Here is an 18,697-nt window from a genome sequence, read left to right as displayed (position 1 = left end):
CCATCAGCCTGCCGGTCCGGGTTTCGTGCCCGGGCCGGGTGCTGCTTTATCCGGCAGGAAAAGAACCGTCCGTTCGCGGGCGGTTTTTTTTGTCTTATTGCCGGATGGATGCGGTGATGAAGGCCAGCAGGGCTTCGGCCGCCTTGCTTTGATATCGTTCCTTGTGGCGCAGCCCGAAGAAGGCCCTGGGGCCGAACGAAAGCGGCGCCGCGTGCAATGTACGGGCGCGGATGCCCGGCGCGACGACCAGGGATGACAGGGCGGCGATGCCGGCGCCGGCTTCGACAGCGGTGCGAACGCTTTCGTTGGAAGGCAGGACCAGCGCCACGTCCAGCGTGTCGGGCGCGATGCCGAAGCGGCGCAGATGCTGGTCGAGCGTCGAACGCGTGCCCGAGCCGTCCTCGCGCATGATCCAGCGGGCGCGTTGCAGCCAGACGGCATCGATGGGGGTGTCGTCGAACGGTTCGGCCTGCACCAGCAATAATCGGTCCTCGCCGATCGGCCAATGGGCCAAGGCGGGATCGTCGATCTCGCCTTCGATGATTCCGATTTCGGCCTCGCCCGTACGGACCTGGGCGGCGGCCTGTTCGGTATTGCGGATGGCAAGGGTGATCGACAGGGCTGGATGGCAGCGGTGAAAATCCGCCAGCAGGGGCGGCAGCCAGTAGGCGGCGATGGTCTGGCTGGCGACCACGCGCAGGGTGCCGCGCCGGAGGGCGCCCAGATCGTCCAGCACATTTTCGGCGGCGGCCATGCGGGCCAGTACGGCGCGGGCTTCGGTGAGAAACAGACGGCCGGCCTCGGTGAGGGTGATGCCCCGGCCGACCCGATGGAAGAGACGAATGGCGTGGCGGTCCTCCAGTGCCGCGATGGCGGCAGAGGCGGCCGACTGGGTGACGTTCAGCGCCCTTGCTCCGGCCGTCATGTGCTCGCGTTCGGCGACGGCGATGAAGATGCGGAGCTGTTCGAGGGTCATGGAGGGGGGAGATCCTGATTGATCTGAATTTGCGATTAAAACCACAAGAATGATGCGTTGGATAGAATGGTCGGTCGGGCGGTAACACGGGCGGTGAAAGGAAGCCGCCATGATGAATTCCGTATCCCGTACCGCAGGCGTGCCCGCCTGTTTCCGCCGGAATGAGGTCTCTCTGGCGCCCGGCATCGCGCTGTGCCTGCTGGTTACGGGTGTGGCCTATGCGCTGGCAGCTCTGGAACGCGCGTGGACCGGGCGGGCGTGGCTGGAGGCGCTGGTTCTGGCGATCCTGTGCGGAACGGTGGCGCGCAGCCGATGGACGCCGGCCCGGAAATGGCGCCCCGGCATTGCCTTCTGTGCAAAATACCCGCTGGAACTGGCCATCCTGCTCCTGGGGGCGTCGGTCAGCGACACGGTGGTCCGCGCCGCCGGTCCGGCGTTGCTGGTCGGGATTGCGGCTGTGGTGGCGGTGGCGATCCTGCTGGGATTTGGCATCGGCCGGTTGTGCGGGGTGCCGGCGCGCATGGCGCTGCTGGTTGCCTGCGGCAACGCGATCTGCGGCAATTCGGCCATCGCCGCGATCGCGCCCGTGATCGCGGCTGATGATGACGAGATTGCGGCGTCGATCGCGTTCACCGCGTTATTCGGTGTGGTGGTCGTGCTCGGATTGCCGTTGCTGGGTATCCTGCTTGGCATGGAAGGGGTTGCCTATGGCGCGCTGGCGGGGCTGACCGTCTATGCCGTGCCGCAGGTCATGGCTGCGGCCGCCCCGATGGGAACCGTGGCGATACAGATGGGCATGCTGGTCAAGCTGGCGCGGGTACTGATGCTGGGACCGGTCTGTCTGGTGCTGTCGGTCCTGGCGCACCCGGACGGGCGGGAGAATCGGGCGACGCGGAGGGAAAGGCCGCCGCTGGTGCCATGGTTCCTGGTCGGTTTTCTGGCGCTGGCGGCGTGTCGCCTGCTGGGGCTGGTGCCGGACGGTGCCGTCCGGCCGCTGGGAACCGGAGCGGCGGTTCTGACCGTGCTGTCCATGGCGGCACTGGGACTGGGCGCCGATTTGCGGACGGTGATGAAGGCCGGTGGACGGGTGATGGCGACGGTCGTGCTGTCGCTTCTGGTCCTGACGGGGCTGGCTGTCGTGCTGATCGGGGTACTGCGCCTGGCCCAGTGACGGCATTTCGACAGGGTCATGATTTTTTGAGGAGCGTCATCGGCATGGTTTGACAAAGCGGCAGGGTTCGTGCGCCCATAACCCATCTGGATCGATGCTGGTCGTCGGCGGGCAGTCCGTCGGGTATCGCGTGTCGGGCAGACATCGGTCGAGCGGCATCATGCCGGCAACAAGGGACGAAGTGACTATGGCGACGGGTACCGTGAAGTGGTTCAACGCAACCAAGGGTTTTGGCTTCATCATGCCGGAGGATGGGGGCAAGGATGTGTTCGTGCACATCACGGCCGTTCAGGCGGCGGGTCTGCGGGGACTGAATGAGAACCAGCGCGTCAGCTATGACGTCGTGACCGAGCGCGGCAAGGCGGCGGCATCGAACCTCAAGCCGCTCTGAGGACAAGATTACGGGGCGGGGGGCCCTGCATGCTCCCCGTCCGCCGAGGCGCGCAGGAACGCTTCCAGTTCCCGCGCGGTTTCGGCAAGGCCGGCCCGGCGGATGGCGACGCCGTCGGGGAAGGCCGACATCAGCCGTGATGGCGCCCGCCGGTCGAGCAGGACGAACGCGCCCCGGTCGCCGGTGCTGCGGATCAGCCGGCCGAAGGCCTGACGCAGGCGCAGGCGCGCGATCCGGTCGTCATATTCGCCCGGTGCCCCGTGCGACAGGTGCGTGCGGCGCTCCCGATGCAGGATGTCGGGGCGGGGCCATGGCACGCGCTCGAACACCACCAGACGCAGCGACCGGCCGGGCACATCCACCCCGTCGCGCATGGCATCCGTACCCAGCAGGCACGCATTTTCTTCCGAACGGAAGATATCGACCAGCGTGGCGTTATCCATGCCGTCGACATGCTGGGCATAAAGCGGGATGCCCGCCTCCTCCAGCGGTTGCGACAGTCTTCGATGCACGGCACGCAGGCGGGAAATCGCGGTAAACAGGCCCAGGCCTCCGCCACCGGCCGCCAGGAACAATGTACGATAGGCCGCGGCAAGTGCGCCGATATCGTCATGGGCCACGTCGGTCACGATGAAGGCGCGGCTCTGGTGCCGGTAATCGAACGGGCTGGCCAGCGAGGCCCGCAGCGCGGGCGAGGGGAGGTGGCTGGCGCCGGTCCGGGCCTCGGCGGCCTCCCAGGCACGTTCGGCTTCCTCCGGGTCGCCCCTTCCGTTTTCGTCGCGCAAGGTCGCGGAGGTGATCAGGACCCCGTGCGCCGGCGCCGCCAGCACGGTGGCGAAGGGAATGGTCGGGTCCAGCCAGTGGCGGTGCAGTCCGACATCCTGCTCGCCCGGGCGCTGTCCCTCGCGCCGGTCCATACGGATGAAATCGACATATTGCGGGGCGCCGAGCCGTGTGTCGTCACGCGTCTCGCCGATCGCGCGCAGCATCGCGCTCCATCCGTCGACGCGGCTCAGGGCGCGGCGGCGCATCGTCCGCACGGCGGCTTCGATCCGCTCGCGCGTGGCGGGGTCGAGTTCGCCCGATTCGTCATCCAGCCGCTCCAGCAGCCGATCGACCAGGGTGCGCAGGGCGACCGACAGCCGGTCCAGCGCCCGGGCCAGCGTGGTTGCGGCCGGCGGCACGTTCTCGGCCAGCGGGTGCAGGTCGCATTCGATGGAGCCCTGCTGCATGGCGGGCGACTGGGCGGGGTCGCCGGCGCGGCTGCGCGCCAGGACCTGGCAGGCCAGCAGGTGCAGGAACTGCTCGCATGGATTGGGCAGGGTATCGGAAGAGGGCGCTGCCGTCGTGGCCGGATCGTCGCCGGGTGGCGCGGGCATGGATGCGTGCAGCATGTTGGCCAGGCGGCCCGACCAGCCGGGCGCAGGCAGGGCGTGGGCGGCCTGAAGGACGGCATCCAGCGGGGATTCCAGCCTGGCATCGCCCACCACCAGATCGTCCAGGCGGCGTTTCAGGCCACGGGCGCGGGAGCGTGCGCCTTCCGCCCCCAGAAGCCAGCGGCGCAGTTCCGCCGCTTCCAGCCCCGAGAGTTCGACGGAGAAGGCGCTATCGGCCGCATCCATCACGTGATGGCCTTCATCGAATACGTAACGGGTGGGGATGTTGTCTTCGTCCGAGGCGGCGTCACCGCCCATGGCGTGCCATGCGGCCTGGGTCATCACCAGCGCATGGTTGGCGATGACCAGGTCGGCCTGGCGCGCGCGCCGGATCGAATGTTCGACGAAACAGCGTTGATAGTGCGGGCAGGCACCATGGATGCACTCGCCCCGGCGGTCCGCCACGCCCGCGATGGTGCCGCGCCCGAACAGGTCGCCGAACCAGCCGGGCAGGTCGCCGCCCATCAGGTCGCCATCGGCGGTGACCCCGGCCCAGCGGGCCAGCAGCGACAGCGCGACGATACCGCCTGACGGGCCGCCCCGGTTGCCGGCGACATTCACTGCCTCTTCCATGTTCAGCAGGCACAGATAGTTCTCCCGTCCCTTGCGCAGGACGACATGCTGCCGCCGGATGGCCGGGTCGGGGTAGAGCCGCGTCAGTTCGCCTTCGATCTGGCGCTGCAGGTGCCGTGTATAGGTGCTGATCCAGACGGAGCCGCCATTGCGTTCGGCCCACAGGCTGGCGGGGGCGACATAGCCCAGGGTCTTGCCGGTGCCCGTTCCCGCTTCGGCCAGCACCATGTGCGGGTCGCCCCGTGTCAGGCGCGGGGCGAAGGCAGCGCTGGCCGCGCCGGCGAAATCGGCTTGGCCGGCGCGGGTTTCCGCCTGCGCGCCCAGCATTTCGGCCAGCCGGCGGCGGGCATCGGCGATTGGGACCGGCAGGCTGGACGGGGTGGGACGGGGAGCGGTTTCCTCCCATTTCGGCAGGCGGCGCCAGACGCGGATGGCATCGCTGGGCTGCAGGACCTCCGCCGGGAGCGGGTGGGCGGCGCGCAGGGCCGCCAGCACGCTGGGGCCCCATGCCCAGCCGGCATGGTCCATCCGCACCGCCAGCGCAGCCATCTCCTCGCCGGCCGGGGTCGGTTGTCGGGCGGCGATGTGGTCGAGCAGGATATCGGCGAGATCGGGCAGCAGGTCGGCCTCTGCCCCGCCGATCCGCGCATCGTCCAGTCCCAGGGCCAATGCCAGCCCACGCGCCGTGGGCGGGACCGTCCGGCCGGGCATGGCGAACAGGAACAGTTCCAGCAGGTCGAGCCATGGTGTGGGTTGGGGCAGGGGTGGAAGGCCCAGCCGGCGCGCGGTCAGGGGAGCATGCACGACCAGGGGCGGCGGCATGTCGCGCAGCAGGCGTGCGGCTTCGTCTCCCGGAACAGTCAGCAGTTCGCCGTCCGGGGTCAGCAGCGAGCAGGTGCCGTGGCGCGCCACCAGGGCGGGCGGGAGGTCCGGGGAGGGGGGCGGTGTGGCCATCAGGGGAACATATAGGGGACAAATCGCCGTCTGTCGCCCATCTGGCAGACAGATGATGTATGGTATGGATTGACCCATCAGGTTTCAGTTCATAGCTTCCGGCGCATCATGTCCGATCAGAACCGTCTCGACCCCGCTTCCCTGCCCAAGGCCTGGCCGTTCGAAGAGGCGGCCAAGCTGGCCGCCCATGTCGAACGCAAGGCCCTGCCCGCCGATGCGCCCGCCCTGCTGGAAACCGGCTACGGGCCTTCGGGCCTGCCGCATATCGGCACCTTCGGCGAGGTCGCGCGGACCTCCTGGGTCCGGCAGGCCTATACGCGCCTGACGGGCCGGCCGACGCGGCTGCTCGCCTTTTCCGACGATATGGATGCGCTGCGCAAGGTGCCGGACAATGTGCCGAATGGCGACATGCTGCGCCAGCATCTGGGCAAGCCGCTGTCGCGCATTCCCGATCCGTTCGGTACGCACGAATCGTTCGCGGCGCACAATAACGCCCGGCTGCGCTCGTTCCTGGACGGATTCGGCTTTGAATATGAATTCGCGTCCTCTACCGAGTATTATGCCAGCGGCCGGTTCGATGCGGCGCTGCGTCGGGTGCTTGAGGTGCATGACGAGATCGTCGCGGTTATCGTCCCGACCCTTGGCCCGGATCGCCGGGCGACCTACTCCCCCGTTCTGCCGATTCATCCGCGTACCGGACTGGTGATGCAGGTGCGCATGGACGGCATCGACCCCGTTGCCGGGACGGTGCGCTGGACCGACGAGGATGGCGAGACGTTCGAGACCCCGGTGACCGGTGGCCATGCGAAGATGCAATGGAAGGCCGACTGGGCCATGCGCTGGTTTGCGCTGGGCGTGGATTACGAGATGTCGGGCAAGGATCTGATCGACAGTGTGAAACTGTCGGGCAAGATCTGCCGCATCCTGGGCGGCGAGCCGCCCGCCGGCCTGACATACGAGTTGTTCCTGGACGAGAACGGCCAGAAGATCTCCAAGTCCAAGGGTAATGGCATCTCGGTCGAGGAATGGCTGCGCTATGCCCCGTCCGAGAGCCTGGGCCAGTATATGTTCAACGCGCCCCAGCGGGCGAAGCGTCTGTTCTTCGACGTCATTCCCAAGGCGGCGGACGAATATCTGGCCAATGTCACACGTGCCCGGACGCAGGGAGATGATGCGGCGCTGCTGTCCAACCCGGCCTGGTTCATCCATGCCGGGAAGATCGACGACAGCGCGGGCAGCCCGCTGACCTTCGCCATGCTGCTCAATCTGGCCAGCGCCGCGAATGCCGATACGCCCGATGTGCTGTGGAAGTTCATCCACCGCTATGACGAGGCGGCCTCGCCCGAGACCTGCCCGATGCTGGCGCGACTGGTGGACCACGCGATCGTCTATTACGCGGATTTCGTGCGTCCTTCGAAGACCTATCGCGAGCCCGACGCGCGGGAGCGTGCGGCGTTGGCGGATCTGGCGGAGATGCTGCGCGGGCTGGATGCCGGGACCGCGGACCCCGATACGCTGCAGAACCTGGTCTTCGAGATCGGCAAGCGCCATGGGTTCGAACCGCTGCGTACCTGGTTCGGCTGCCTGTACGAGGTTCTGCTGGGCCAGACGGAAGGGCCGCGATTCGGCATTTTCATCGGACTGTACGGAGTGGCGGAAACCGTGGCGCTGATCGAGGCGGCGCTGCTTCGGGCGTCGGCGGGGACCGCGTCTGTCGTCGCCGGCTGACGCACCGGCGATGAGTTCCGCCATGGCCGGGTTCGCTCTCTCATGGTTCTGAATTGCTCCCTGCCGCCGGAGGAGCCGGCACCTCCGACATCCGGCTGGCGACGCCTGTTGCGGCACCTGCCGCATGTCGTCGGGCTGGGCCTGATGATCGCCGCGATCGTCGTGGTCCAGCACGAGGTGCGGGACCTGCATTGGGATGACATCCGCGCGGCCCTGGGGACGATACCGGCCACGACCATGATGCTGGGGATCGGCTGCACGATCCTGTCCTATTTCATCCTGTCCTTTTACGATTGCCTGGCGGTCTTGCAGGTCGGTCGCCGGCTATCGTTCCGCAGGGCGGCCTTCGCGTCGTTCTGTTCTTATGTCCTCTCGCACAATCTGGGCTTTGCCGCGATTTCCGGGGCGGCGGTGCGCTTTCGGCTGTATGGCAACTGGGGGCTGGGGTCGTTCGATATCGCGCAGATCATTGCCTTCTGTTCCGCGACCTATCTGCTGGGGGCGGGGGCGCTGATCGGTGCGGTGCTGCTGCTGGAGCCCGGCGCGGTTCCCGTCATCGGGGCGCATCTGCCGCATCTGGTCCTGTCGGGGATCGGGTTGCTGCTGTGGGCGGGGGTGGCGGTCTATATCATGCTGGGGCTGTGGCTGACGCAGGTGCGGATCTGCCGTTGGACCATCGTGCTGCCCCGGCCGGCGATGGCGTTCGCCCAGATGGTGGTCGCGGCCGCCGAGGTCGCCGCCACGGCCGGGATTGCCTACATCTTCCTGCCGGCGGGAAGCGGGCTGGGCTATGGCGTGTTCCTGGCCATCTATATCGCGTCCTACACCGCCGGGCTGGTGGCCAGCGTGCCCGGTGGGCTGGGGGTGTTCGATGGTGCGATGATGCTCGCACTGGGGGCCTATCTGCCGCCGTCGCAGATCGTCAGCACCATTCTGGTCTTTCGGCTGTTCTATTACATCATCCCGCTCTTCCTGGCGGGACTGATGTTTGCAGGGCATGAACTGTTCCTGCGCGGCGATGCCGTCCTGGCGCGCAAGGCGGCGCCCCGTGCGCCCCGCCGCGGGCCGCGAGAGATCCGGCCCAGCCATGTGATCCGCGAGAGCGAGGCCGATTTCTCGGTGGTCGTGGCGACGGGGGCGGTTTCGATCTGCGGCGCGCTGCTGATCGCGCTGACGATCCTCGATCCCGCATCCTGGAGCAATGCCGGCGGGCTGCATCATCTGGTGGGCGTGGCGGGCGACTATCTTCTCTCGCTGATCGGGGTGGCGCTGATCGGCCTGGCCGTGGGCCTGTCGCAGCGCGTGACCCTGGCATGGAAACTGACATTGGGCCTGCTGGTCGGGGCGGCCGCGCTGACCCTGCTGCGTGGGGCGTCGCTGGCCGTGCCGGGCATTCTGGGGCTGGTGGCGGTCCTGATCGCACCGTTCCGCAGTTCCTATTATCGGCATGCGCGGATCCTGAGCGAACCGCTGTCGTTTCGTACCGGACTGTCGCTGGTGCTGCTGATCGGCTGCGTGCTGGTGCTGGTTTGTTCGGGGCCGCAGGACGAGGTCGGGGGAAGCTGGTGGGAAGTGATGCTGTTCACGGCCTCGCACGGCGTCGCGCAATGGGTCATGGGGCTGGCCGTCGTGCTCGGCCTGGTCATGATCGGGCGGCTGGTTCGCCCGGGCCGGATCGTGGTGTTGCCCTGGGATAACGCAGGCGAGGCCGAATATCGCGCGCTGGATCATGCGGCGGACGATCTGGGACCGATCCAGCCAGCCGGGCTGATCCCCGGCGAATCCGGCCTGGCCCTGCTGCCGTTCCTGCGGACGGAGAATTTCCTGATTGGCCTGGGTGATCCCGCCGGGGAATCGGCCGATTGCGCCTCGGCCATCTGGTGGTTGCGTGACCTGGCGGTACAGGAGCGCCGGCAGCCGGCATTCTGGCAGGTTGGGGCCTCGATGCTGGATGTCTACAATGATCTGGGCCTGACATCCTGGCCGCTGGTGGAAGAGACCGCAGACGATCTGTATCTGTGCTGCGTGCCGCAGAGCGTGCAGCATGTCATTTCCGTCATGCAGACCGCTGGCGCCGCACCCTCACTCCGGCTGGATGGGGCTTGACTGGCGGGCCGGTCTGCGAAAGACGATAGACGGCTTTCGACTGGCGGCGACTGGTCGGGCATTGCCGCACGATCGCTCCCTGGAATGCGTTCCGATGTCCCCAGCTCTTCATGCCATTCCTTCCCTCGGCTTGAAGGACGCGCTGTCGGTCTTCAGCAATACGTTCCTGCTGGCGTTTCCCGCCCTGTTTTCGATCGTCAACCCGATTGGTGCCTCCCTGATCTTCTCGCAGGTGACGGCGGGGCGGGAGCGGAGCGAATCCCTGGCGCTGGCCCGGACGGTCGCGTTCTATTCGGCGGGGCTCCTGGTTGCTTCGATCTGGGCTGGCAGTGCGATCCTCGCCTTCTTCGGCATCACGGTGGATTCGCTGCGCATCGCCGGCGGGCTGGTGGTCGCCGTTCGCGCCTGGTCATTGCTCCAGGCACCTGAGGAAGCTGCCGCGCGCAAGGAAAAGCAGGCCATGCAGGGCGGGCGAACCGTCGCCGCTCCGAGCTGGATGGAGATGGCCTTCTTCCCGATGACCATGCCGTTCACGGTCGGTCCTGGTTCGATCGCCGTTGCCATTGCCCTGAGCGCCTCGCGGCCGGCATCCCCGGCGTGGCTCATCTTCTACCTGGCTGTTTCGGTCGCCGCGATTGCGGTGGCTGCCACGGTCTGGCTTGCCTACGCCTATGCCGAACGGCTGGTCGTGATGCTGGGTGTGACCGGTGCGCGGATCGTCTCGCGCCTGGCCGCGCTGATCCTGTTGTGCATCGGCGTGCAGATCCTCTCGGCCGGAATCGAGGGGCTGGTTGTCACCATCATGCACGCTGCGGCGGCGTCCTGAGCTATTTGGGTTCCGCCAGCAGGGGGCTGATGGCGGCACGCAATGCGGGCAGCACCTCTGCCGCGAACCATGGCGTGCGGCGTTCCCAGGCCCCGGTACGCCACGAGGGATGCGGCAGCGGGAAATAGCGGGGAAGATAGGCGCGGAAATCGCGCACCCGGTCTTCCACCCGGCCGGGCCCCAGAACTGCCGCCTGGGCATAGGACCCGACCAGCAGGGTCAGAGTGATATCGGGCATGCAGGCCAGCAGCCGTGCCCGCCACAGCGGGGCGCATTCCGGCCGAGGGGGCCGGTCGCCGCCCTTGGGCAGGCGCCCCGGATAGCACAGGCCCATCGGCAGGATAGCGATGCGGCTGGAATCGTAGAAGGTCTCGCGATCCATGCCCAGCCAGCCCCGCAGCCGGTCGCCAGACGCGTCATTGAACGAGATCCCGGTTTCATGAACCCGCGTACCTGGAGCCTGGCTGGCGATCAGCAGGCGGGCGGTGGTCGAGACATGGAGGACCGGCCGTGGCCCCAGCGGCAGGTTGTCGGCGCAGACCCGGCACGCCCGTATCTGTGCAACCAGGGAGGCCAGATCGTCTGCTGCCTCGTTCTGTCCGGTCATGAGCCCAGGATTTCAGCCACCCATTGGGGGACCATCCGGGTCGCCGGCCCCACCAGTGTACGATCGAAGAGGGCAGGGATGGCGGGGGCTTCCAGGTTGATGTCCAGCGTGTCGGCATGGTCGCGGACCTCGGCCACGAAGCCGGCTGCCGGATAGACGGTGCCGGATGTGCCGATGGTCACGAAGCGGTCGCAGGCGGACAGGGCCGCCTGGATACGCTCCATGTGCAGCGGAATTTCTCCGAACCAGACAATATCGGGCCGCAGGGTGGGATGGCGGCAGGCCGGGCACGGGGTCTGGGGCTGGCAGTCATCCAGCCATTCGGGTGTCGCGCCGCAGGACATGCAGCGGAGGCGCCGCAATTCGCCATGCATATGCACGACATTGCGGCTGCCCGCACGTTCGTGCAGGTCGTCGATATTCTGGGTGACGATCAGGAGCTCGCCATGCCAGCGCCCGTCGCGTGCGGCCTGTTCCAGCTCCGCCAGCGCCCGATGGGCGGCGTTGGGTTCGACATGCGCCAGTTCCGCGCGTCGCCCGTTATAGAAGCGGCTGACCAGCATCGGATCCCGCTGGAACCCTTCCGGGGTGCAGACATCGTTGATGTCATGCCGGCTCCACAGGCCGTCGGCATCACGAAACGTCTCCAGGCCGGATTCCCGGCTGATGCCGGCGCCGGTCAGGACGACGATGCGCTCTGCTGGATGAGCCTGGGTCATTCTTTCTCTATGCCCGATCGCGGCGCATAAGAAAACCGCCGCGGGGAGGCCCCGCGGCGGCTGAAAGGAATGCCGGCTGGTCGGGCGCGATTACTGCGCCTGATCCACCCCCGAGTGGGTCTGCGGAGCGAAGGTCCAGCCTGTGCCGTAAGGCTGCGGGTGCAGAAGCAGCCAACTGCTGCTCGGCGCACCGAAGCCGACACCGGAGACCGCGGCACCGGTGTCACGCAGCTTGGCGACATCGGCCGCCGTCACGTTCGCCGGGGCGTGGTTGCCCCATCCGGTACGGATGAAGTTGACCACATCCGCGATCTGCTGGGCCGACAGGGTCTTGCCATAGCCCGGCATAGCCACGGCCGACGGTGCCCAGTTGGTCGGCGGCAGCACGCCACCATGCACGACCACGTTGACCAGCGAGGTCGGGTTTTCCGTCACCACCACCGGGTTGCCGGCCAGCGGCGGGAACATGCGGGCCACGCCGCCGCCATCGTTGCGGTGGCAGATGGCGCATTCACGCAGATAGACGTCCGCGCCTGGCGACGAGGTGGTCTTGCCCGCGTTCAGCATGTCGGCGGTCGAGGCGTCATACGTGTAGCTGCCCTGCGACGGGGGAACCGGCGGCAGGCTCTTCAGGTATTTCGCCATCGCGTGCAGGTCGTCGTCGGTGAAGTACTGGGTGCTCCAGCCCACCACGTCGGCCATGCCGCCGAACACGGCGGAATGGTCGATACGGCCCGTCTTCAGGAAATAGTACAGATCGTCCTCGGACCAACTGCCGATGCCGACCACCGGGTCGTTCCGCAGGCTCGGGGCCACCCAATTGTCGATCGGCGCACCGCCGGCCAGGAAGACCGCGCCGCCGCTGGCATCGAGCGCCTTTTCCTGCATCGCGAAGCCGCGCGGTGTATGGCAGGCGCCGCAATGGCCCGGACCAGTGACCAGATATTCACCGCGCGCCACCACGGGATCGGTGCCGGCTGCCGGCTTGAAATCGGCCGGCGCCGGGGCGAACAGGGTCCGCCAGATCGCCAGCGGCCAGCGCATGGACATGGGCCACGAAATCTCGTTGGCCTTGTTGGGCTGTGCCACCGGCTTCACGCCATGCATGAAATACGCATAGAGCGCGCGCATGTCGTCCTGCGTCATGCGCGAGAAGGCCGGATAGGGCATGGCCGGGTAGAGCGTCGAGCCGTCCTTGCGGATGCCGTGGCGGACCGCCTGGTCGAATTCCTCGAAACTATAGCCGCCGATACCGGTGGAATCGGGCGTGATGTTGGTCGAGTAGATCGTCCCGATCGGGCTCTTGATCTCAAGACCGCCGGCATAGGCCTGCCCGTGGAGGGCGGTATGACAGGCCACGCAGTCACCCAGGCGGGCGACATACGCACCCTTGTCGATCAGCGCCTGATCCGGCGCCTGAGCCATTGCGGCAGTGGCAAGGAGGCTGAACGCCGCAGTGCCGATCGCAACTTTAAGCCTGTTGAGCATTCTGTTCACCATGCGTCGCGTTGATGCGGGAAAAACGGAAGATCGAGCGGAAGCCTCTCATTGAGCGGGAATGCCTTCCGCGTTCTTCCGGGCATCAACCTCCCTCTGGTAGGTTTCATTGGCGCGTTTCAGCAGGAACTGCCGGATGTCCTCGATCTGCGCAGGGGACATCGAGGAATCGAAGCGGTCCATGCCGTAGGCCGTCAGCGCACCGCGACCGACCACGTTGTAGAACGCGTCCTGGTGGCGGATCGCGCCGGACCAGCGCAGGTCGGGCAGAACGCCGCCGGCTTCGCCATTGTCGCCATGGCAGGCCGCGCAATAGGTCTGGAATTCAAAATAGCCGTTATCGGTCCGCTTCTGGTCGAACTCGGCGGGTGGCTTGACTGGCAGGAAGCCCTTGTCGTTCTGCGGCGGCAGCTTGGCGTTGCCGTCGAGCGAGAAGGCGATGACGCGGGAATGGTTGACGGTCCAGCCGCTGGTGCGGGCGAGACCGCCCAGGAAGAACGGATAGATGCCGCCCCAGCCCACTTCGACCGCGACATACTGCTTGCCGTTCGCCAGATAGGTGACCGGCGGGGCGATGATGCCGCTTTGGGCGGCGAAGCTGAACAGGTCGTTGCCGTTGGTGGCGTCGTAGGCGTGGAATTCGCCGTTCGCCAGGCCCTGGAACAGAAGGTCGCCGCCGGTGGCCACGATGCCGCCGTTCCACGGCCCCTTGTGGTCGACGCGGAAGGCTTCCTGCTGCTTGAGCGGGTCCCAGGCGATGATCCAGCCCTTCAGGTCCTTGATGAAGGCGTTCTTGGCGTCCTGCTTGTCGAGAATGCCGACCTTGTTCATGTCCAGGCCGAGATTCCAGCTATCGGGATGGGCCTTGAAGCCGCCGACCTGGTTCGAATACAGGAAGGGAACCTGCTGTGCGGGGATGTAGACCAGGCCGGTGCGGGGGCTGAAGGCCATCGCCGCGAAATTATGGCCGCCCAGGTCGCCCGGGATGCCGTACCAATCCTTGCCGTTCAGGGTCCACAGGGCTTCCGGATTATAGATCGGACGGCCGGTCTTCGGGTCCAGGCCGCTGGCCCAGTTCACGTAGACATAGTTCTTGCCCGACAGGAATTCGCCGGTCTTGGCGTCGAGAACGTAGAAGAAGCCGTTCTTGGGCGCGTGGACGATGACGTGACGCATCTGGCCGTTGATCGGCAGATCCAGGGTCATGATCTGCTGGACCGAGGTATAATCCCACTGGTCCATCGGCGTTTCCTGGAAATGCCAGACATATTCGCCGGTTTCGGGCTTGATCGCGACGATGCTGCCCAGGAAGAAATTGTCGCCCTTGCCCTCGGAGCGGAACTTATAATTCCACGGCGAGCCGTTGCCCACGCCCAGATAGACCAGATCGGTCACCGGGTCATAGACGATCGAATCCCATACGGTGCCGCCGCCGCCCTGCTTGGTCCATGCGCCGGTCGGGCTCCAGGTCTGGTAGGCCTTGTTCATCAGCACGCTGTCCGAGGCCGCGTTGTCCGGCTTGTTCTCGGGATTGGGCACGGTGAAGAAGCGCCAGTCGAGCTTGCCGGTCTCGGCATCGAAGGCCGATACGAAGCCACGGGCCCCGAATTCCGCACCACCATTGCCGATGATGACGCGTCCCTTGGCGATGCGCGGCGCACCGTCGACCGTATAGGAGCGCTGCTGACCCAGTGCCGCGTCGGTCGGGATGGTGTTGACGCTCCAGACCAGCTTGCCGGTCTTGGCGTCCAGCGCGATCAGGCGGCCGTCGAAGGTGCCGAAATAGACCTTGCCGTTCCAGTACGCCGCACCGCGGTTGACGGTGTCGCAGCAGCCCTTGTCGGCGATGTTGCCGGGCACGCGCGGGTCATAGGCCCACAGCAGCTTGCCCGTGGCCGCATCGAGGGCCTTCATCTTGCTCCAGTTCGTCGTCGCGTACATGACGCCGTCGACTACCAGCGGCGTGCCTTCCTGGCCGCGATTGGTGTCCAGATCGTAATACCAGGCCAGCTTCAGGTTGCCGACGTTGGAGCGGTTGATCTGGTCGAGCGGGCTGTAGCGCTGCTCGGAATAGGTACGACCGTATGTCATCCAGTCGCCCGGATGGTCATCGGCATGGATGATCGCCTCTCCGGTATCGCTTGAAGCTGGGTCAGCCGCAACGGCGGCGTAGCCGCACAGAGTGACGGCGCATATCGTTCCGGCGGCAAGCGTTCCTCGCAGAGAACGCCCTTTCCGGAAAGCAGCTCGCATCATGTCCGATGTCCTCGTGACAATAGAAAAACAACCTGACGCCCCGGTCCCGGACCGGGGAAAATCAGTTCCGGTGCGACCATACTGAGGCTGAAAATTCAGTCTTCTGACGATTTTGTGTTCTCGGGGGAAGGGGACTGAGACATGAAGGGTCGAGCAGCCTTTTCGGACCCTGCCAGGCAACAGCATGATATGGCTCATTATATTGATTTCATGCCATTTTTTATCGCCCATATCAGGTATGCGTGATATATGTTTGGTCAGTGGGCGAAATATTAATATGCATTAATGTAATTAAATATATGCGTTACGCGAATAGGTTGCGTTCATAGTTTTGTGAGGGGAGACGATTCGCACTGCGCACTTCCCTCATCCCGCCAGATCGTATTCGGCGAGATTCTCGTAAATCGGCTCGTCCGGACCCCGCAGGGACCGGAAGAGGGTCAGGCGCGGGACGTCGACCGGCTGGAGGGGGAGGGTGGAGCATCGTGCCAGCCAGGGGGCCAGCATGTCCGGCGATGGGGTCGCGATCGTGCCGATCGTGACATGGGGCACAAAGCGCCTTCGTTCGACCGGCAGGCCGGCGCGGCGCATAGCCGTATCCACCTTGCGATGCAGGTGCAGCAGTGCCGCGCTACGCTCGATCCCGATCCACAGGGTCTGCCGGCCGCCATCCTGCTCGAAAATGCCTGGCGCGGTGGGCTGCAGGCGAACGGCGGGGGCACGCATCGCCGACAGGGCCATGTCGATATCCTCCAGCCGGTCGCGGCCGGAGACCTCGCCGATGAAGCGGAGCGTGACATGATAGGTGGCGGGATCGACCCACCGGACGCCGGCGAGGCTGCCACGCATGGCCGCGATCGCTTCGCGGAGCGGCGATCCGACGTCGAGAGCGATGAAGAGTCTCACTGTCGTGCCTCGTGCGGCAAGGTTTTCGCGATTCCGTCCTTTGCCTTATAATATACCGGTCGTCGTGGGAGCGGCTCTTTTTCAGAAAAGTCATCCGGAAGCGAGATGATTTTCCTTGAAATATCGCCCGCTCCTCCCACATCTCTGACATGTTGCGTCCGGAATTGCCCGGACAAAGGAAGGATGTCATGGCTTTCAGCCCGGATTTTCGAACAATGTCCCGACCCGCTGGCACCGGGGTCGGCGCCGGAGTCATCGACCAGGGGCTGCGGGCCTATATGCTCCGGGTCTATAACTGGATGGCTTCGGGCCTGGTACTGACCGGGCTTGTCGCCTATCTGGTCGCCAATACCAGCCTGCGCGCCGCGTTCTTCGCCGCCGTGATGACGCCCAACGGGGTGGCCGTGCGGCCGACCGGATTGGGCATGCTGGCGATGATCGCGCCGCTGGGCTTTGTGCTGGTCATGTCGCTGGGGGTGAATCGCCTGTCGCGGCAGACGGTGCAGATGCTGTTCTGGGCGTTCTGTGCCGTGATGGGCGCCAGCCTGTCGAGTATTCTGCTGACCTTCACCGGGGTATCGGTGGTGCGCGTCTTCTTCGTCACGGCCGGCACGTTCTCGGCGATGTCGATCTGGGGATATGTCACGAAGACCGACCTGACGCGTTTCGGCTCGTTCCTGATCATGGGCCTGTTCGGGCTGGTGATCGCGGGGCTGGTGAACATGTTCCTGCACAGCTCGATGGTCTATATGCTGTACAGCGTCGTCGGCGTGTTCATCTTTATCGGCCTGACCGCCTTCGACACCCAGCGGATCAAGATGACCTATCAGCAGGTTGCCTATTATGACGGGCCGGATGGGGCGGCCAAGCGCGCGGTCTATGATGCTCTGGCGCTGTATCTGAACTTCATCAACCTCTTCCAGTTCCTGCTGCAGTTCATGGGTGTGCGCAGCAACCAGGATAATTGAGGGCGCGCGAATCCGCCTTTTGATGTCTTGGCCGGAAATCAGGCCCCGCCTCACGGCGGGGCTTTTTTTTATCTCGTGGTCGAAGATGGGAGAAAAACGGACCGGGCACGCGAACGCCGTGGAAATTCGGCTAAAATAAGACTTATTCTTCCACGGAAAGAGTGCGATGACGTGTATGTGATGTTAGGCACACCAGATTACCATATTGAAATAAAACGATTTAATTTGGACACCTTGGCGTATTCGAAATAATCTGAAACATTATGTGAAGACTTGCTTGTGAGGTCCATCCAGTCGGATAAGGCGGTAAGAGAACTATGAACGAAAGGATAGCTGCGCAGACAGGATGCTCGAGGCACGCGGCGGCACATGAGGTGCCAGTTCGGCCCTGCGGGATGGAAAAGAGTCTTGACCGTTCCGATCCTTGATCAGGATCAAGGCCAGGAAGCCAGCGGCTGATCATGACGGGATCGATCCGGCGAAGCCCTCCTTCCGAGAGGAGAGGCAGACGGCGGTTTGATATCAACGGATGTAACAAACGGCGAGAGACCCGCACCGGGATTCGCGGCAGACGTGAAACATGGCCGTTGTTGCTTTGGGGGCCCGTGAACGAAGCGAGCATATGAGCAAGGGTGATGTCGAAACCAACGAGGCGTGAGATGAAGAAAAAAATCTTGCCAAGATTATCGAGTTTATTGTGTTTGTCCTCAGCGTTCCTCTTGGCGGGATGTGACTGGGCACTGTTCGACCCGAAGGGTACCGTGGGTGTCCAGGAGAAGAGCCTGATCCTGACCTCGACCTATGCGATGCTGCTTGTGGTCGTGCCGGTCATCGTTCTGACGCTGCTGTTCGCGTGGCAGTACCGCCAGTCGAACACGAGTGCCGAATACCTGCCGAAATGGTCGCACTCGAACAAGATCGAAGTCGTGATCTGGGTGGTTCCGTCCCTGATCATTCTTTTCCTGGCAGTGCTGACCTACCAGACCTGTCATTCTCTGGACCCCTACCGTCCGCTCGAAGAAGAAGCCAACGTGAAGCCGATTCACGTCGAGGTCGTCGCGCTGGACTGGAAGTGGCTGTTCATCTACCCCGACGAGGGGATTGCCACGGTCAATCAGGTGGCCTTTCCGGTGAATACGCCGGTCGACTTCCGGATCACCTCTGACGCGGTGATGAACTCGTTCTTCATTCCGCAGCTTGGTTCCCAGATCTATGCCATGGCCGGCATGCAGACGCAGCTGCACCTGGTGGCCAATACTGCCGGCAACTATCTCGGCGAGTCCGCGAACTTCAGCGGCCGCGGCTTCTCCGACATGCGCTTCCGCGCGCTGGCGATGAGCAACGACGATTACGCCGCCTGGGTCCAGAAGGTGAAGGCAGCGTCCGAGCAGCTCGACAATTCGAACTATCCCAAGCTGGCCGCGCCCAGCGAGGCGAACCCGGTCGAGTATTTCTCGCATGCGGAACCCGGCCTGTTCGACCAAATCGTAGCCAAGTACAACAATGGCATGGTCATGGATAAGAGCACGGGCAAGATGTTGCATGTGCAGTCCGCGATGTCCGACATGAATATGAAGGAATAG

The 18,697-nt window shown here is 65.0% G+C and carries 14 protein-coding genes; 7 read left to right on the top strand and 7 right to left on the bottom strand.

The window, feature by feature from the left end; translation table 11 throughout:
* Nucleotides 1–94: 94 nt before the first annotated feature.
* Nucleotides 95–976, bottom strand: coding sequence for a LysR family transcriptional regulator (locus HLH36_RS05385; RefSeq protein ID WP_182985441.1), 882 nt, complete (start codon nucleotides 974–976; stop codon nucleotides 95–97).
* A 109-nt stretch (nucleotides 977–1,085) separates the two neighbouring features.
* Here HLH36_RS05385 and HLH36_RS05380 point away from each other — a divergent pair, with 109 nt between their 5' ends.
* Nucleotides 1,086–2,147, top strand: coding sequence for a YeiH family protein (locus HLH36_RS05380; RefSeq protein WP_338030397.1), 1,062 nt, complete (start codon nucleotides 1,086–1,088; stop codon nucleotides 2,145–2,147).
* A gap of 187 nt (nucleotides 2,148–2,334) precedes the next feature.
* Nucleotides 2,335–2,538 (top strand): cold-shock protein, encoded by a 204-nt coding sequence (locus HLH36_RS05375; protein WP_012225746.1) that lies wholly within the window; start codon nucleotides 2,335–2,337, stop codon nucleotides 2,536–2,538.
* Nucleotides 2,539–2,546: 8 nt separating this feature from the next.
* Here the strand turns inward: HLH36_RS05375 and HLH36_RS05370 are convergent, their stop codons facing one another.
* Nucleotides 2,547–5,501: an ATP-dependent DNA helicase gene (locus HLH36_RS05370; protein WP_182985440.1), complete on the bottom strand. Its 2,955-nt coding sequence runs from the start codon at nucleotides 5,499–5,501 to the stop codon at nucleotides 2,547–2,549.
* A gap of 108 nt (nucleotides 5,502–5,609) precedes the next feature.
* Here HLH36_RS05370 and HLH36_RS05365 point away from each other — a divergent pair, with 108 nt between their 5' ends.
* From HLH36_RS05365 to HLH36_RS05355, 3 genes are all read left to right on the top strand, one after another.
* Complete coding sequence (locus HLH36_RS05365; RefSeq protein ID WP_182985439.1) at nucleotides 5,610–7,229, top strand: lysine--tRNA ligase; 1,620 nt, start codon at nucleotides 5,610–5,612, stop codon at nucleotides 7,227–7,229.
* Between the two features lie 42 nt (nucleotides 7,230–7,271).
* Nucleotides 7,272–9,335, top strand: a complete 2,064-nt coding sequence (locus tag HLH36_RS05360) for a lysylphosphatidylglycerol synthase domain-containing protein (protein ID WP_182985438.1) — start codon at nucleotides 7,272–7,274, stop codon at nucleotides 9,333–9,335.
* A 94-nt stretch (nucleotides 9,336–9,429) separates the two neighbouring features.
* Nucleotides 9,430–10,161, top strand: coding sequence for a MarC family protein (locus tag HLH36_RS05355; RefSeq protein ID WP_182985437.1), 732 nt, complete (start codon nucleotides 9,430–9,432; stop codon nucleotides 10,159–10,161).
* A gap of 1 nt (nucleotide 10,162) precedes the next feature.
* Here the strand turns inward: HLH36_RS05355 and HLH36_RS05350 are convergent, their stop codons facing one another.
* From HLH36_RS05350 to thpR, 5 genes are all read right to left on the bottom strand, one after another.
* Nucleotides 10,163–10,768 (bottom strand): uracil-DNA glycosylase family protein, encoded by a 606-nt coding sequence (locus tag HLH36_RS05350; RefSeq protein ID WP_182985436.1) that lies wholly within the window; start codon nucleotides 10,766–10,768, stop codon nucleotides 10,163–10,165.
* Entirely contained in the window at nucleotides 10,765–11,487 is a 723-nt protein-coding gene (locus tag HLH36_RS05345; RefSeq protein ID WP_182985435.1) for an NAD-dependent deacylase, read from the bottom strand. The genes HLH36_RS05350 and HLH36_RS05345 overlap by 4 nt, the downstream gene beginning before the upstream one ends.
* 90 nt (nucleotides 11,488–11,577) lie before the next feature.
* Complete coding sequence (locus HLH36_RS05340; RefSeq protein WP_182985434.1) at nucleotides 11,578–12,975, bottom strand: cytochrome c; 1,398 nt, start codon at nucleotides 12,973–12,975, stop codon at nucleotides 11,578–11,580.
* Nucleotides 12,976–13,032: 57 nt separating this feature from the next.
* The gene (locus tag HLH36_RS05335; protein ID WP_182985433.1) at nucleotides 13,033–15,240 is read right to left on the bottom strand and encodes a PQQ-dependent dehydrogenase, methanol/ethanol family; all 2,208 of its coding nucleotides are present in this window, start codon (nucleotides 15,238–15,240) and stop codon (nucleotides 13,033–13,035) included.
* 366 nt (nucleotides 15,241–15,606) lie between these two features.
* Nucleotides 15,607–16,146: an RNA 2',3'-cyclic phosphodiesterase gene (gene thpR, locus HLH36_RS05330; protein WP_182985432.1), complete on the bottom strand. Its 540-nt coding sequence runs from the start codon at nucleotides 16,144–16,146 to the stop codon at nucleotides 15,607–15,609.
* 188 nt (nucleotides 16,147–16,334) lie between these two features.
* On the opposite strand from thpR, the gene HLH36_RS05325 reads away from it, so the two are divergent.
* Together HLH36_RS05325 and cyoA are read left to right on the top strand one after the other, a co-directional pair.
* Nucleotides 16,335–17,114 (top strand): Bax inhibitor-1/YccA family protein, encoded by a 780-nt coding sequence (locus HLH36_RS05325; protein WP_182985431.1) that lies wholly within the window; start codon nucleotides 16,335–16,337, stop codon nucleotides 17,112–17,114.
* Between the two features lie 659 nt (nucleotides 17,115–17,773).
* A complete protein-coding gene (gene cyoA, locus HLH36_RS05320; protein ID WP_182985430.1) occupies nucleotides 17,774–18,697 on the top strand; it encodes a ubiquinol oxidase subunit II in 924 nt (307 codons plus the stop codon).

The organism is Gluconacetobacter aggeris (assembly GCF_014174395.1).
In the GTDB taxonomy this organism is placed as follows: Bacteria; Pseudomonadota; Alphaproteobacteria; order Acetobacterales; family Acetobacteraceae; genus Gluconacetobacter; species Gluconacetobacter aggeris.
Note: the sequence above shows the minus strand (reverse complement) of the source record. Positions and strands in the feature narration are given on the sequence as shown.